Below are 14,476 nucleotides of genomic sequence, written 5' to 3' on the forward strand. Positions count from 1 at the left end.
TTAATCCCTGCGGCCGGCGCATGGGTTGCGGCGTGCATTTGGCGCCGATCCCGCCTAAATGGGAACAAGGCACGCATCCCCACCGAGGCCGCCAAGGAGCCGAGCGCCGGTCATGATCCGCTTCCTGTTCCGCTTCATCGGATTCTGGCTTCTTGCCGGGGGCTTCGTTGCCCTCATCGTGGATGGCACGCGCTCCATCGCCGCCTCCGCCCTCGTCTTCACCTCGACGGGCGACGCGTGGTTCGCGCTGTCGCCGGGCAGCCTTGAGCAGGCGGAGCGGTCCGGCCGCGCCGGGATGCCGCTGGTCTGGAACAACGCCATCCTGCCCCTGCTCTCCCTGCCGGCCTTCGTCCTGCTGGTGGTGGTGGGCGTGATGCTGATGACCCTCGGGCGGGTGCGCGAGCGCTCGCGGTTCGAGGTGGGCTGACAGCTCCCCCTCGCGGATTGGCCGGCGCGCCCCCATATTGGGGGTCCGGCGCAGCTTCCGGGCTGCCGCCTTCCAGACATTCCATCGGTTTCGGCCGGGCTCGACGCCCGGCGCCGAGCCTTGCGAGGAGCCCCGCCATGTTCTGGCTGAAGAAATCCCTCGACCTGCCCACCGCCGCCGAGGCCCTGCCGGGCCGGCGCGAGGCGGTTCCCACCGCCGATGCCCATTTCGTGAACGGCCATGCCCTGAAGGGGCCCTATCCCGCCGGCCTGGAGACCGCCGTGTTCGCGCTCGGCTGCTTCTGGGGCGCCGAGCGCAAGTTCTGGCAGACGGACGGTGTGTGGGCGACCGCAGTCGGCTACGTGGCGGGCCTCACCCCCAATCCCACCTACGAGGAGGTGTGCTCCGGCCGCACCGGCCACACCGAGGCGGTGCTGGTGGTGTATGACCCCAAGGTGGTTTCCTACGAGGAGCTGCTGAAGCTGTTCTTCGAATCGCACGACCCCACCCAGGGCATGCGCCAGGGCAACGACGTCGGAACACAGTACCGCTCCGGCATCTATGTGACCGGCCCGGCCCAGCTTGCGGCGGCGGAGGCGGCGAAGGCAGCCTACGGGGCTGCGCTGAAGGCGCGGGGCTTCGGAGCCGTCACCACCGAGATCGCCGAGCTCGGGCCCTTCTATTTCGCCGAGGGATACCACCAGCAGTATCTGGCGAAGAACCCGAACGGCTATTGCGGCCTCGGCGGCACCGGCGTGACGTGCCCCATCGGCACCGGCGTGGCCGCTCAGTAGCGTCCCAGGCGACCCGCTCCTGGACGACCGCATGCCCCCAGGGTGGGGCATGCGCAGGGCCGCGGGCCGGGGCGACACCTCATGCCGCTTCCGGCAAGCGGGCGATGGTGTGGCCAGATGCGTCGGAGCCGCCCTTTCCTCGTGCGCCCCGCGGCTTTATGGAGAGGCACCCTTGTCCGGAGCCTCCCATGGTGAGCTACGTCTTCCCGCCCGCGTCCGTCCCCGCCCTTCCTGTGGCCGGCAGCGCGGACCTCTTCCCCGTCCACCGCATCTATTGCGTCGGCCGCAACTTCGCCGACCACGCCGTGGAGATGGGCCACGACCCGAACAAGGAGCCGCCCTTCTTCTTCCAGAAGAATCCGGACACCCTCGTGCCGTCCGGCGCGACCATCGCCTATCCGAAGATGACGGCGGACCTGCACCACGAGGTGGAACTGGTGGTGGCGCTGAAGGCCGGCGGCGAGGACATTCCGGTGGAACGCGCCCTCGACCTCGTGTTCGGCTATGGGGTGGGCCTCGATCTCACCCGGCGCGACCTGCAGGGCGAGGCGAAGAAGCTCGGCCGCCCGTGGGAAGTGGGCAAGGCCTTCGAGGATGGCGCGCCGTGCTCCGCCCTGGTGCCGGTGGAGAAGATCGGCCATCCCGCCTCCGGCCGCATCTTCCTCAACATCAACGGCGCGCCGAAGCAGCAGGGCGACCTCAACCAGATGATCTGGAAGGTGCCGGAGATGATCGCCACCCTCTCCACCCTGTTCCGGCTGGCGCCCGGCGATCTCATCTTCGCCGGCACGCCGGCGGGCGTGGGGCCCATCGCCAAGGGCGACCGGCTGGAAGGGGGCGTGGCAGGGGTGGGCGAGATCACCCTCACCGTCGCCTGAGAAGCGACCTCGCGGGCGGTGTCAGCGCGCCGCCCGCAACGCCAGCACGGCGTTGAGCCCGCCGAAGGCGAAGGCGTTGACCAGCGCCACGTCCGGCATCGCGGCCCGCGCGACGTTGGGCACGCAGTCGAGATCGCACTCCGGGTCCGCCTCGCGGAAGTTCATGGTGGGCGGCAGGAAGCCGTGGGCCATGGCCAGAAGGGTGGCGATCGCCCCGAGCGCCCCCGAGGCGCCCAGGCAATGCCCGGTCATGGACTTGATGGAGGAGACGGGCACGCGCGCGAGCCGGTCTCCCAGCACCGACCTGAGGGCCGCCGTCTCGGTCCGGTCGTTCAGCACCGTTCCGGTGCCGTGGGCGCTCACATAATCCACCGCGCCGGCATCGAGCCCCGCATCGGCCAGCGCCGCCGAGATGGCGCGCGCGGCGCTCCGCGCGTCCGGGGCGGTGAGGTCCGCCCCGTCGGCGCTCATGCCGAAGCCGATGATCTCGCCGAGGATCGGCGCGCCACGGGCGCGGGCGCGCTCCATGTCCTCCAGCACCAGGGCTCCCGCCCCCTCGCCCAGCACGAGGCCGGAGCGGTCCTTGGAGAAGGGGCGGCAGGTATCCCCCGAGAGCACGCGCAGGGCCTCCCAGCTCTTCACCATGCCGAGGGTGATGGGCGCCTCGCAGCCGCCGGTCACCGCCACGTCGAGCAGGCCCGAGCGCACCATGTGGAAGGCGAGCCCGATGGCGTGGGAGGCGGACGAGCAGGCGGAGGCGGTGGAAAAGCTCGGCCCGAAGATGTGGTGGGCCATGGAGATCTGGCTCGCCGCCGAGGACGGCATCACCCGCGGCACGGTGAAGGGATGCGGGCGGGCGCCGTCCACGAAGATGCGCCGGTAGCCCTCCTCCAGCGTCTCGCAGCCCACGGCGGCGCCGAAGATCGCGCCCGCGCGCTCGGGCGCGATCCCTGCGAGCACGTCCCCCGCACCGGTCACGGCTTCCCGCGCGGCCAAGAGCGCGAACTGGCTGGAGCGGTCGAGGGTGCTGATCTGCCGCGGCTCGAAATGGGCCTCGGGCGCGTAGCCCTTCACCTCCCCGGCGAGGTGCGTCTTCACCTGGCCGGCCGGCACAAGGGTGAGCGGCGCAAGGCCCACCTGCCCGGCGTGCAGGGCGGTCAGGTTTTGCGCAACACCCATGCCGAGGGGAGAGACGGCGCCAAGGCCGGTGACGGCGACCCGCCGCGTCATGAAGGCATCTGGGACGGTATGGAGGTGCCCTTTTTCGTCGTGATGAGCTTTTCGACGAAATCGAGCAGCTCGAACACCTTCACGTCCGTGTTTTCAAGGGGCCCGCTGGAGGGCACCTCGATGCCGAATCTCTCTTCGATCTTGAAGATCAGCTCCACGAGATCGAGGGAACCGATGCCGAGATCGGCGACGCTGGTTTCCCTGTCCACGATGGCAGGATCGACGGCGGCTTCCTCTGCGATCACCGCGAGAATTTCGTTTCTGCGCCCTGCTTCGTCGACCACCCGTCACCCCCTTTGCCCGGCGCGACACGCGCACGGCGCCCTTCGGGAACGCGGCTAACATGCACAGGCGCATGCACCCTGTCTAGATGACGCACGGTCCCAGGGGCATACCCGAAGATGAAAAGTGATTTATTTTCAGATTGTTGATGCGCCTCACCCGGCTGTTCACCTCGGAGATCGACGTCAGGCCATGGCGCCCCCTCCCCGCTTTTTTTCGCGCCGCGGGAAACCTGGACGGCCTGCCCACGTTGTCTCGGCAGGCCCCCCTATTGCCCACGCCCCAGAGCCCGGCATTGCCCGCGCCGGCGCCCAGGAGATTGTCATGCGCATCGCCCAGATCGCGCCGCTCATCGAGAGCGTGCCGCCACGCCGGTATGGTGGCACCGAAAGGATCGTTTCCTATCTTACCGAGGAGCTCGTTCGCGCCGGCCACGACGTCACATTGTTCGCGAGCGGGGATTCACTCACCTCGGCCCGCCTGGAGCCCATGTGCGAGATGGGCCTGCGCCTTGCCCCGGGTCCGGTGGATCCGCTCATCCACCATATTCTGATGCTTGAGGAGGTGCGGGCGCGCGCCGACGAGTTCGACGTGATCCACGTCCACCTCGATCTGCTGCATTATCCGGTCCTGCGCGACCATTGCGCGCGATGCCTCACCACCCTCCACGGCCGGCTCGACCTCTCCGCGGTGCACCGGCTCTACTCCACCTTCGCGGATTTTCCGCTGGTCTCGATCTCCGATCATCAGCGCCGGCCCATGCCTGCGGTGAACTGGGCGGCGACGGTCCATCACGGGCTTCCCGCGAACCTTCTGCCGTTCAGCCCCAACCCCGAAGGCTACCTGGCCTTCCTCGGCCGCATCTCGCCGGAAAAACGGCCCGACCGGGCCATCGAGATCGCCGCGCGCGCCGGACTTCCGCTCAAGATCGCGGCCAAGGTGGACCACGCCGACATCGCCTATTGGGAGGAAGTGATCCGGCCCATGGTGGAGGCCACGCCCGGCGTCGAGTTCATCGGCGAGATCGACGAGCGGCAGAAGGCGGACTTCCTGGGCAATGCCAGCGCCCTGCTCTTTCCCATCGACTGGCCGGAGCCGTTCGGACTGGTGATGATCGAAGCCATGTCCTGCGGCACGCCGGTCATCGCCTTTTCCCGTGGCTCGGTGCCGGAAGTGCTGGAGGAAGGCGTTACCGGCTATCTCGTGTCCTCCGTGGAAGAGGCGGTGGCACGGGTGGCGCAGGTCGGGCGGCTTGATCGTGCCGCGATCAGGCGCATCTTCGAGAAGCGCTTCTCCGCGGAGCGGATGGCACGGGACTACGTGGCCATCTACCAGCGTCTCGCCGCGCCCGCCGCGCTGAAGTCCCGGCTGCACATGGTCAACGGGAGTCGCAATGCCGCACTCTGACGCCGCCGCGCTGACGGCCGGTCTCCCGAACCCGGACGAGCCCGATTACGTCATCGCCGCCAGCGCCTCGCAGATCGAGACGACGCCCCGGACGCTGAAGCATGACGACACCTTCGCGGTGTTTGATGCCCACGGCGATGCCGTGCCGGGGCTCGCCAGCAATCACGGCATCTTCCACCGGGATACGCGCCATCTCTCCCATTTCTTCCTGACCATGGAGGGAGTCCGTCCGCTGCTCCTGAGCTCCACGGTGCGCGACGACAACGCAACGCTCAGCTGCGACCTCACCAATCCCGATCTGCCGGCGCGCTGTGGAGAGCCGGAGCTCCTGCACGATCTGATCCACCTGCGCCGCTCCCGGTTTCTCTACCGCTCGGCGTGCCATGAATGCCTGTCGGTGCACAATTTCGATGTGGTCCCGCGGCGCTTCGAGATCGCCCTCTCCTTTTCCGCCGACTTCGCCGACCTGTTCGAGGTGCGCGGCGCCCGGCGCACCCGGCGCGGGACCATCGCCCGGCCGCTCATCGAGCGCGACGGGGTGCGCCTCGTCTATACCGGCCTCGACCGCCGCACGCGCCAGACCGCCCTGCGCTTCGAGCCGGCACCCACGGAACTGTCCGGCGACACGGCCCTCTTCCGCATCGCGCTCGAGCCGGGCGAGACGCAGGTGATCTACGTGGAGATCCGGTGCGACGGCGCGCCGGCAGCGCCCAGCGCGCGCCTCGCCTTCCGCTCCGCCCTGAAGAATGCCCGCGCGGACCTGCGCGCCCGCGCGGCGCGGGCGGCATCGGTGATCTCCTCGAACCATCACTTCAACGAGGGCCTGCGACGTGCGGTGAGCGACCTCAACATCCTCATCACCGATACGCCGGAAGGCGCCTATCCCTATGCCGGCGTGCCGTGGTTCAGCACCGTGTTCGGCCGCGACGCCCTCATCACCGCGTTTGAGATGCTGTGGATGGACCCCGCCATCGCCCGCGGCGTGCTCCTGCACCTCGCCGCGAACCAGGCGCAGACGTCCGATCCCGCGGCGGACGCGGAGCCGGGGAAGATCCTGCACGAGGTGCGCTTCGGCGAAATGGCCGAGCTCGGCGAGGTGCCGTTCCGGCGCTATTACGGCAGCGTGGATTCCACCCCGCTCTTCGTAATGCTGGCCGGCGCCCATCTGAAGCGGACGGGAGACGTGACGACGGCGCGCCTGCTGTGGCCCGCGGTGGAGAGCGCCCTGCGCTGGATCACCGACCACGGCGACCGTGACGGCGACGGCTTCGTCGAATATGGCCGCCGCAGCGGCGACGGCCTGATCAACCAGGGGTGGAAGGACAGCCACGATTCCGTCTTCCATGCGGACGGCCGGCTGGCGCGCGGGCCCATCGCCCTCGTGGAGGTGCAGGGCTATGTCTATGCCGCCTGGCGCGCCGCGGCCGATCTGGCGCGGAGCCTCGGCCACGCAAGCGACGCCGACCTCTTCGCGGCGCGGGCGCAGGCCCTTCGCTCCGCCTTCGACACCGCCTTCTTCGATCCGGCGCTGGGCACCTATGTGCTCGCCCTCGATGGCGAGAAGCGCCCCTGCCGGGTTCGCAGCTCCAACGCCGGACACGCCCTCTTCAGCGGCATCGCGCTGACGGAGCGCGCCGAGGCGGTGGTGTCCACGCTGATGGCCAACGCCTCGTTTTCCGGCTGGGGCGTGCGCACGCTGGCCGCCGGCGAGGCGCGGTTCAACCCCATGAGCTACCACAACGGCTCGGTCTGGCCGCACGACAATGCCATGATCGCCATGGGATTCGCCCGCTACGGCTTCGGGACCGAGGTGGCGCGGATCTTCGAAGGCTTGTTCCGCGCTTCGGTCTATTTCGACCTGCGGCGCCTGCCGGAGCTGTTCTGCGGCTTTGCCCGCGCCCGCAGCCAGGGACCGGTGTCCTACCCGGTCGCCTGCGCACCGCAGGCCTGGGCGGCGGCGGCGCCCCTCGCCCTCCTCCAGGCTTCGCTCGGGCTCGACTTCGACGTGGCCCAGGGCCAGGTGACCTTCGAGCGGCCGGTATTGCCCCGGTTCCTCGACGAACTCATTTTGCGCGGCCTGACCGTGGCCGACGGCGCGCTCGACGTGAAGATCCAGCGCGTCGGCGCGTCGGCGGCGCTCTCGGTCATCGGCCGAAAGGGGCATGTGGGCCTGAAGGTGGTGGCCTGAGCACCGGCCTCGGGCCGCTTCTCAACCCAGCGTCTGGCCGAGCCTCTGGCCGTAGGCGACGATGGCCCTGCCGGCCGGCGCGCGTTCTTCCTCGTAGCGGGCGAGATTTCCATCGGCGACCAGCGCATCGCGTAGCGCGAAGGCATCGCCCGCCGCCTTGGCGACGCCCATGGCCGTATGCGGGCGGGCGACGAAGGCGGCATCCCCCATCAGCGCGATCCGGCCCGCGGTCATTCGCGGCGCGGCGTAATCGAAGATGGCGTGGATGAAGGGCCGTGGCTCCGCCTCCACGGCCGCGCGGAACGACGGGGGCAGCAGCGCCTGCGCGTCGGCGCGCATGGCATCGACGACCTCCGGCCGAACACGCCCCGGCGCGAGCGAAAAAGGCCGGCGCTGGCCGTCGATATCCGTCAGGACGTCGTCGAGCTCGTCCGGCTGATAGCGGCGGTACCAGACCCAATTGTAGCGGCGTCGGCCGACCGCGGTGGATCCATCGGGTCCGGCGACGAGATAGCCGAGGATGTGCGAACCCGGCATCTCGCAGAAGGCGAAGCGATCAAAAAGCTGGGTGGCCGCGACCTGCGGCACCTGCCCCTCGGGGACCAGGCCGCGCCAGGTGGCATAGCCGACATAGGACGGCCCCGCCTGCCCGCCGACCACCGCCCCGCGCACGACGGAGCCGATGCCGTCGGCCCCGATCACCAGATCGGCCGTCTCCACGCTCCCATCGGCGAAATGCACCTGCGCGGCGGCGGCGTCCTGCGTCACCCCGACCACGGGTCTGCCGCCGACATAGCGCTCATCCGGCAGCAGATCGCGGAAACTGCGGAACAGCACATCCCAGGAGAGCTGCGTCTGCGGCGTGCGCTGGGTCTGGACGACTTGGCCGCTCCGGTCGAGATAGATGCGCTCGCGGGCAACCACGCCAATATGGGCAATATGCTCGAACCCAACTTCGCGCAGCATCGCGAAGACCTCGCGTTGGGCGACCAGGCCGGCGCCACGCCCCTCCAGCCCATGGACCGAACGTTCATGGACGGTAACGTCGAAGCCGGCGCGATGGAGGAGGGTCGCGGCGAAGAGCCCGCCAATGGAGCCGCCGACGATGATGATGCGCCTGGGTTTCATGATGATGTCCTTGTAGAGCGGCCGTGCGCGCCGCAAGCAGGTCCTGATCGCCGGGCGTACCTTCCCGGCAGGGGACCGCGGACCGGGCCCCCCGGGTGACGCCGCCTGCGCCGGCCCGCCGATTTCGCGGCTCAAGCCGGCAGCGGAGCGGGAGCTGGCTGACGTCGCACATCATCGTCGGCTCCCCTGACACGGGCCCCAGTGACAAGGGCGCCAGTGACAAGGGCCCCAGTGACATCGGCCCGGGTGAAATCGGCGCCAGGTCCACGATGGCAGGCTAGGAGACCGACGCTGCGCCTTCTTTCGCGAGCGCCGGACGGATGTCGCGTTCGCATGCCCGGAGCACGCGCGCCCCCCGGCCTGAAGCGCGATCCCGTGGCATCGCGAAAGACGGTGGGGGGCCATTCTCCTTACCTGACGCCCAGCGCGAAGGGGCGTCCCCACATGAGCAATCTGGAAGTCATACTGGTTCTTCTGCTGGGCGTCGTCGTGACAAACGGGATCGCCCAGGCGCTGCGCGGCCGCATCGCGCTCCCCATCATCCAGATTGCGTTCGGCGCGCTCATCGGCATGACCACCGAATTCGGCGTGAAGCTCGAACCCGAGCTGTTTTTCGTCCTGTTCCTGCCGCCGCTTCTGTTTCTCGACGGATGGCGGGTTCCCACGGAGGATCTCGCCGACAACGCCGTCACGATCCTGTCCCTCGCCTTTGGCCTCGTCTTCTTCACCGTGCTCGGCATCGGGTTCCTGCTGCACGTCGTGGTGCCGCCGATGCCCCTTCCGGTCTGCTTCGCCCTGGCCGCCGTGCTTTCGCCGACCGATGTGGTCGCGGCCGGCGCCATGATGGCCAATGTGCCGGTTCCCCAGCGCATGCTGCGCATCCTGCAGGGCGAGGCCCTGTTCAACGACGCATCCGGCCTGGTCTGCCTGCGCCTGGCCATCGCCGCGGTCATGACCGGCGCGTTCCAGGCTTGGGACGCGGTGGGGACCCTGATCTGGACAGCCGCGGGAGGGATCGCCATCGGGATGGCATCAACCTGGATGATCTCTGGCGCCAAGTCCTGGGTCAGCTCGCGTATCGGCGAGATCACCTCCTCGCAGATCATCATCAGCCTCCTCATCCCCTACGGCGCCTATCTCATCGCCGATCGCCTTGGCTGCTCGGCGGTCCTTGCCGCCGTCGCGGCCGGCATGGTCATGAGCCGCATGGAGATAAGGGGGCTTGTTCTGCCGATCACGCGCGTGCAGCGGAGCACCGTCTGGGAAACACTCCAGTTCGCCCTTAACGGCGCGATCTTCCTGCTGCTCGGCGAGCAACTTCCCGCCGTGCTGTCGCATGTCGGCGCGAGCATGGCTGAAGACGGCCATCGCAGCATCTGGTGGCTCGGCGTCTATGTCGGAGCCGTCACCCTGGCGTTGGCGGCGCTGCGCTTCGTCTGGGTCTGGGTGACGGTCGCCCTTTGGCTTGGCCGGCACCGAAGCGAGATCCCGAGCCGGCGGCCGAACTGGCGGCTTACCGCCGCCATGTCGACGGCGGGCGTGCGTGGAGCTGTTACGCTCGCCGGGGCGCTGAGCATCCCGCTGGCCCTGCCCGACGGCTCGCCGTTCCCGGCCCGCGACCTGGCGATCCTCATCGCCGCAGGCGTGATCGTCGCCTCGCTCATCCTGGCCAATCTGACACTTCCACGCCTGCTCGATGGCATAAGGCTGCCCGCCGCGCGGCCCGATACCCGGCGTGCGCAGGCGGCCCGCCTCGAAGCCGTAAAGGCCGCCATCGCGGCGGTGGCGACGGCCGAAAAGCAGCATCCCGGCCGCCAGGGCGATCCTCTCTCGGCCGCGGCGGCGGTGGCGGACGATTACCAGCGTCGCCAAAATCGCTTGTCCACGGAGGACGTGACGACCTCGGAGGAAACAAGACTCGGCACGCAGGCGGCGCTGCAAGAGGAGCGGCGCCTGCGCCTTCTCGCCCTCCATGCGGAGCGCTCCGCAATTCTCCGCATGGCACGAGACCGGCGGATATCCATGGATCTTGCGCGCAAGCTGCTGCGCGAGACCGACCTCATGGAGGCGTCCTACGAACCTTTACCGGATGCGCCCTGATCGACGTGCGCCGGATGGCTGAGATTCGGGGGATCACGGCGCCAAGGACATCAGCGGTGCAAACCTTGATATGATTTCGTTGGCAGCGGGACCGGCGATATACAGGCGAGTGCCTGGGGGCGCGCCAGGCTTATCGGCTCCGGGGAAGGATTTTCGACGTGCGCCAATCTGCGATGATCTCGATCATCGATGACGACGAATCGGTTCGGATTGCCACCGCCAGCCTCGTGCGGTCGCTCGGCTTCGCGACCAGCACGTTTGCGTCGGCGGAGGATTTCCTGCTTTCGCCCCGACGGCAGGAAACCGATTGCGTCATCACCGATGTTCAGATGCCCGGCATGAGCGGCGTGGAGCTGCAGGCAAGGCTCCTGCGGGAGGGCTGCCGCACGCCGCTGATCTTCATCACGGCCTTTGCCGAGGAGCGCATCCGCCGTCAGGTCACCGCGGCCGGCGCGGTCGGTTTCCTCGCCAAGCCGTTCGAAGGCGGCGAGATGATCGCCTGCATCGACCGGGCGTTGAACCGCGACGCCTGACATCCCTTTCCACCGGCATGCCGACAGACGGCGGGCGCTGCGGCAGCGGCGCCTTTGGCACGCCGATGCCCTTTTCGCCTCCGCATGGCGCCCGCCGGGGCCGAAGCACACTCAAGTATGATGCGGGCAACCGAACAGCCGATTTCGACGGCGCGGGCCCAGGTCTAGGTTTCATTCGTCGGACGTCGAGGGCCGGCGGCCGGGTGCCCGGGGCGGAGCGGAGCTTCGCGATGCGGCTTCCAAGTGCCGGGACGTATCGAAGCCAACAATTCATGCACGGAGTGCTTGCCATGACCACCAACCCCGCGAAACCGCGTCAGATTGCGCCGCTGCGTACCCCCACCGACCTCGGCAGCGAGGCCACCCGCGACATCTCCGCGGCCCTGACCGGGCTGCTCGCCGACATGTTCGCGCTCTACCTCAAGACGAAGAACTTCCACTGGCACATGTCCGGCCCGCATTTCCGCGACTACCACCTGATGCTTGACGAGCATGGCGACCAGATCTTCGCCACCACCGACGCCATCGCCGAACGCGCCCGCAAGGTGGGAGGCACCACGCTGCGCTCGATCGGCCACATCCAGCGCCTGCAGCGCATCGCCGACAACGACGCGGACTATGTGACCGCCCAGGACATGCTCGCCGAGCTGGCGCAGGACAATCAGCAGCTCACCGGCTTCCTGCGTTCCGTCCACGCCGTGTGCGAGGAGTACAACGACGTCGCCACCACCAGCCTCATCGAGGTGTGGATCGACGAAGCCGAACGCCGCACCTGGTTCCTCTACGAATCGACCCGCTCGAACCACTGACCCCCGCGAACCGGCGCCGCCACAGGCGCCGGTTCCTCGATGCGCGATGCGGAGACCTCCTCATGACCGACATGCCCACGACCGCTTCCAGCACCGTGCTGAAGGCGGGCCAGCCCGCTCCGGACTTCACCCTGCCCGCGACCCCCGACCAGCGTCTGTCGCTCTCCGACCTCAAGGGCAACGCCGTCATCCTCGCTTTCTACCCGGCCGACTGGAGCCCGGTCTGCGGCGACCAGATGAGCCTCTACAATCAGGTCCTGCCCGAATTCCACCGCTACGGCGCGCAGCTCGTCGGCATCTCCACCGACGGCGTATGGTGCCATGCCGCCTTTGCCGAGCAGCGCAAGCTGCACTTCCCGCTTCTGGCCGATTTCGAGCCCAAGGGTGAGATCGCCCGGCGCTACGGCGTGTACCGCGCGCACGAAGGCACCACCGAGCGCGCTTTGTTCGTGATCGGTCCCGAAGGCACCATCCGCTGGAGCTACGTCTCGCCGCTCGGCCTCAACCCCGGCGCCGACGGCATCCTTTCTGCGCTGGACGAGATGGTCGGCCAGCCCCGCACGTCCGGAGTTGCGTCGTGACCCATCTCATTCCTCCCGTGAGCGCCGACGACCACAGCCAGGGCCCGGCCGACGCGCCGGTCACCCTGATCGAGTACGGCGATTACGAATGCCCCTATTGCGGCGAGGCCTATCCGGTGCTCAAGGCGGTGCAGCACGCCATGGGCGCAAGGCTGCGCTTCGTGTTCCGCAACTTTCCGCTCACCGAGGCCCATCCCCATGCGGGCCGGGCGGCCGAGTTTGCCGAGGCGGGGGCAAGCGTCGGCCGCTTCTGGGCTGCGCACGACATGCTCTACGAGCACCAGGACAGGCTCGACGACGAGAGCCTCCTTGCCTACGGCCAGGAACTGGGGATCGAGCGGTCGGTGATGCGCGCGGCCTTCGAGGGGCGCTTCGACGAGAAGATCCGCCATGACTTCACCGGCGGCCTGCGCGGCGGTGTGAACGGCACGCCGTGCCTCTTCATCAACGGCCGGCGTTATGACGGCCCGCGCGATGTGGGGAGCCTGGTGGAGGCGTTGCAGGCCGCGGCCAAGGCTGGCGCCTGATCCTCGAAAGCAATCGCCGGAGCACGGGCGTCGAATGACGTGCCCCGGCCGCCCCGCATCCCGGGATTTTGAGGTGCCGGCATAAGCCTGCCGAAGGGGGGCGGTCGCCGGCAGGCGACTCATCACCAAGATGAGCCTCGACAACCGGCCGTCATGCCCGCGGCGGTGAATCCGTCTCGCCCGGCGCCACACCGCACCGGGTCCTCGCCGTGCGCCCCAGGGCCGCGGCCGGGACCCGGTGTCGCCATGCGCCGGAGCATCAACGTGCCCATGCCGGCGGGATCGGGAACCCGGGCCGGGCCGGGCCGGGCCGGAGCGGAATTCGCGTGAACAAGCCATGCATGAATGGGCAGTGATGGTCGCTCCAAACCTCTGCGCCCTCACCTCTGCGCCATTGTGGCCCAGGCAAGTTCTGGCATCATTGACTTTCTTTTGGCAAGCCCAGTTTGAAGGCATCAAAATATTCTTGGAGCGCGATCCGATCAGGTTGAACCAATTTGATCGGTGAATCGCTCTCCAACTCCAAGATGAATCCCGCAAAGTGTTCGATACGACTGCATCCACGACCACAACGTCATGGCCGGGCGTGCCCCTGCCATGACAGGGAAAACGCTCAACCGGCGCCATTTCGTGCGAATCGGGGGAATTCCAATTGGACCCCAAGATCCGGAACCATGCCGCGGGCTCTGTTCAGCCCCCGCGGCATGGCTCTCCGGTCAGCCCTTGATGAAGGCGAGCAGATCCGGGTTGATCACGTCGGCATGGGTGGTGAGCATGCCGTGAGGGAAGCCCTCATAGACCTTGAGCGTGGCGTTCTTCAGCAGCTTCGCCTGCAGCAGGCTGGCGTCCGTGTAGGGAACGACCTGGTCGTCGTCCCCCTGGGTGACCAGGGTGGGAACGGTGATCGCCTTCAGGTCTTCGGTCTGGTCGGTCTCGGAGAATGCCTTGATGCCCTCGTAATGGGCCTTGGCGCTCCCCATCATGCCCTGGCGCCACCAATTGTCGATCACGCCCTGCGAGATTTTCGCGCCCGCCCGATTGAATCCGTAGAACGGGCCGGCGGCGACGTCGACGAAGAACTGGGCGCGGTTGGCAGCGAGCGCGGCGCGGAAGCCGTCGAAGACTTCGATCGGCGTGCCGCCCGGGTTGCTCTCGGTCTTCACCATCAACGGAGGAACCGAGCTGACCAGCACGGCCTTGGCGACGCGTCCCTGGGGCTGGCCGAACCTCGCCACGTAGCGGGCGACTTCGCCGCCCCCGGTCGAATGGCCGATATGGACGGCGTTCCGCAGGTCGAGATGCTCGGCCACGGCGGAGGCATCGGCGGCGTAGTGGTCCATGTCATGGCCGTCGCTCACCTGGGTGGAGCGGCCATGGCCGCGGCGATCGTGGGCGACGACGCGGTAACCCTTGCCGAGGAAGAACAGCATCTGGGCATCCCAGTCATCCGACGACAGCGGCCAGCCGTGATGGAAGGCGATCGGCTGGGCGTCCTTCGGGCCCCAGTCCTTGAAGAAGATTTCGACGCCGTCCTTGGTCGTGACGAACCCGTGGCTCATGGTGGTATCTCCAGTAGGGGTTGATATGCCGCA

General features: G+C 68.3%; 14 protein-coding genes. 10 read left to right on the top strand and 4 right to left on the bottom strand.

Annotated features, from left to right (window positions below; translation table 11 throughout):
- The first annotated feature begins 112 nt into the window (after window positions 1-112).
- From EZH22_RS27025 to EZH22_RS27035, 3 genes are all read left to right on the top strand, one after another.
- Complete coding sequence (locus tag EZH22_RS27025; protein ID WP_203193436.1) at window positions 113-427, top strand: hypothetical protein; 315 nt, start codon at window positions 113-115, stop codon at window positions 425-427.
- Window positions 428-564: 137 nt separating this feature from the next.
- Entirely contained in the window at window positions 565-1,221 is a 657-nt protein-coding gene (gene msrA / locus EZH22_RS27030) for a peptide-methionine (S)-S-oxide reductase MsrA (RefSeq protein WP_203193437.1), read from the top strand.
- A gap of 188 nt (window positions 1,222-1,409) precedes the next feature.
- Entirely contained in the window at window positions 1,410-2,099 is a 690-nt protein-coding gene (locus tag EZH22_RS27035) for a fumarylacetoacetate hydrolase family protein (RefSeq protein ID WP_203193438.1), read from the top strand.
- A 21-nt stretch (window positions 2,100-2,120) separates the two neighbouring features.
- Here EZH22_RS27035 and EZH22_RS27040 read toward each other — a convergent pair whose 3' ends face one another.
- Together EZH22_RS27040 and EZH22_RS27045 are read right to left on the bottom strand one after the other, a co-directional pair.
- Window positions 2,121-3,329: a beta-ketoacyl-[acyl-carrier-protein] synthase family protein gene (locus EZH22_RS27040; RefSeq protein WP_203193439.1), complete on the bottom strand. Its 1,209-nt coding sequence runs from the start codon at window positions 3,327-3,329 to the stop codon at window positions 2,121-2,123.
- Entirely contained in the window at window positions 3,326-3,613 is a 288-nt protein-coding gene (locus EZH22_RS27045) for an acyl carrier protein (protein ID WP_203193440.1), read from the bottom strand. Before EZH22_RS27045 ends, EZH22_RS27040 begins: the two co-directional genes overlap by 4 nt.
- Before the next feature lie 322 nt (window positions 3,614-3,935).
- Here EZH22_RS27045 and EZH22_RS27050 point away from each other — a divergent pair, with 322 nt between their 5' ends.
- Together EZH22_RS27050 and EZH22_RS27055 are read left to right on the top strand one after the other, a co-directional pair.
- Window positions 3,936-5,018 (top strand): glycosyltransferase family 4 protein, encoded by a 1,083-nt coding sequence (locus EZH22_RS27050; protein WP_203193441.1) that lies wholly within the window; start codon window positions 3,936-3,938, stop codon window positions 5,016-5,018.
- Window positions 5,005-7,206: an amylo-alpha-1,6-glucosidase gene (locus tag EZH22_RS27055; protein WP_203193442.1), complete on the top strand. Its 2,202-nt coding sequence runs from the start codon at window positions 5,005-5,007 to the stop codon at window positions 7,204-7,206. Before EZH22_RS27050 ends, EZH22_RS27055 begins: the two co-directional genes overlap by 14 nt.
- A 21-nt stretch (window positions 7,207-7,227) precedes the next feature.
- On the opposite strand, the gene EZH22_RS27060 is transcribed toward EZH22_RS27055, so the two are convergent.
- Entirely contained in the window at window positions 7,228-8,334 is a 1,107-nt protein-coding gene (locus EZH22_RS27060; protein ID WP_203193443.1) for an FAD binding domain-containing protein, read from the bottom strand.
- A 444-nt stretch (window positions 8,335-8,778) separates the two neighbouring features.
- Here EZH22_RS27060 and EZH22_RS27065 point away from each other — a divergent pair, with 444 nt between their 5' ends.
- The 5 genes from EZH22_RS27065 (at window position 8,779) to EZH22_RS27085 (ending at window position 12,884) form a co-directional block, all read left to right on the top strand.
- Window positions 8,779-10,434, top strand: coding sequence for a Na+/H+ antiporter (locus EZH22_RS27065; RefSeq protein ID WP_203193444.1), 1,656 nt, complete (start codon window positions 8,779-8,781; stop codon window positions 10,432-10,434).
- Window positions 10,435-10,607: 173 nt separating this feature from the next.
- A complete protein-coding gene (locus EZH22_RS27070; RefSeq protein WP_203193445.1) occupies window positions 10,608-10,967 on the top strand; it encodes a response regulator transcription factor in 360 nt (119 codons plus the stop codon).
- Between the two features lie 290 nt (window positions 10,968-11,257).
- On the top strand, window positions 11,258-11,776 hold the full coding sequence (locus EZH22_RS27075; RefSeq protein ID WP_203193446.1) for a Dps family protein: 519 nt from the start codon (window positions 11,258-11,260) through the stop codon (window positions 11,774-11,776).
- 62 nt (window positions 11,777-11,838) lie between these two features.
- Window positions 11,839-12,357 (top strand): redoxin domain-containing protein, encoded by a 519-nt coding sequence (locus EZH22_RS27080; protein WP_231711173.1) that lies wholly within the window; start codon window positions 11,839-11,841, stop codon window positions 12,355-12,357.
- Window positions 12,354-12,884 (top strand): DsbA family protein, encoded by a 531-nt coding sequence (locus tag EZH22_RS27085; RefSeq protein ID WP_203193447.1) that lies wholly within the window; start codon window positions 12,354-12,356, stop codon window positions 12,882-12,884. Before EZH22_RS27080 ends, EZH22_RS27085 begins: the two co-directional genes overlap by 4 nt.
- A gap of 716 nt (window positions 12,885-13,600) precedes the next feature.
- Here the strand turns inward: EZH22_RS27085 and EZH22_RS27090 are convergent.
- Complete coding sequence (locus EZH22_RS27090) at window positions 13,601-14,443, bottom strand: alpha/beta fold hydrolase (protein WP_203193448.1); 843 nt, start codon at window positions 14,441-14,443, stop codon at window positions 13,601-13,603.
- Between the last annotated feature and the right edge of the window lie 33 nt (window positions 14,444-14,476).

It is taken from the genome of Xanthobacter dioxanivorans (genome assembly GCF_016807805.1).
Lineage (GTDB): Bacteria > Pseudomonadota > Alphaproteobacteria > Rhizobiales > Xanthobacteraceae > Xanthobacter > Xanthobacter dioxanivorans.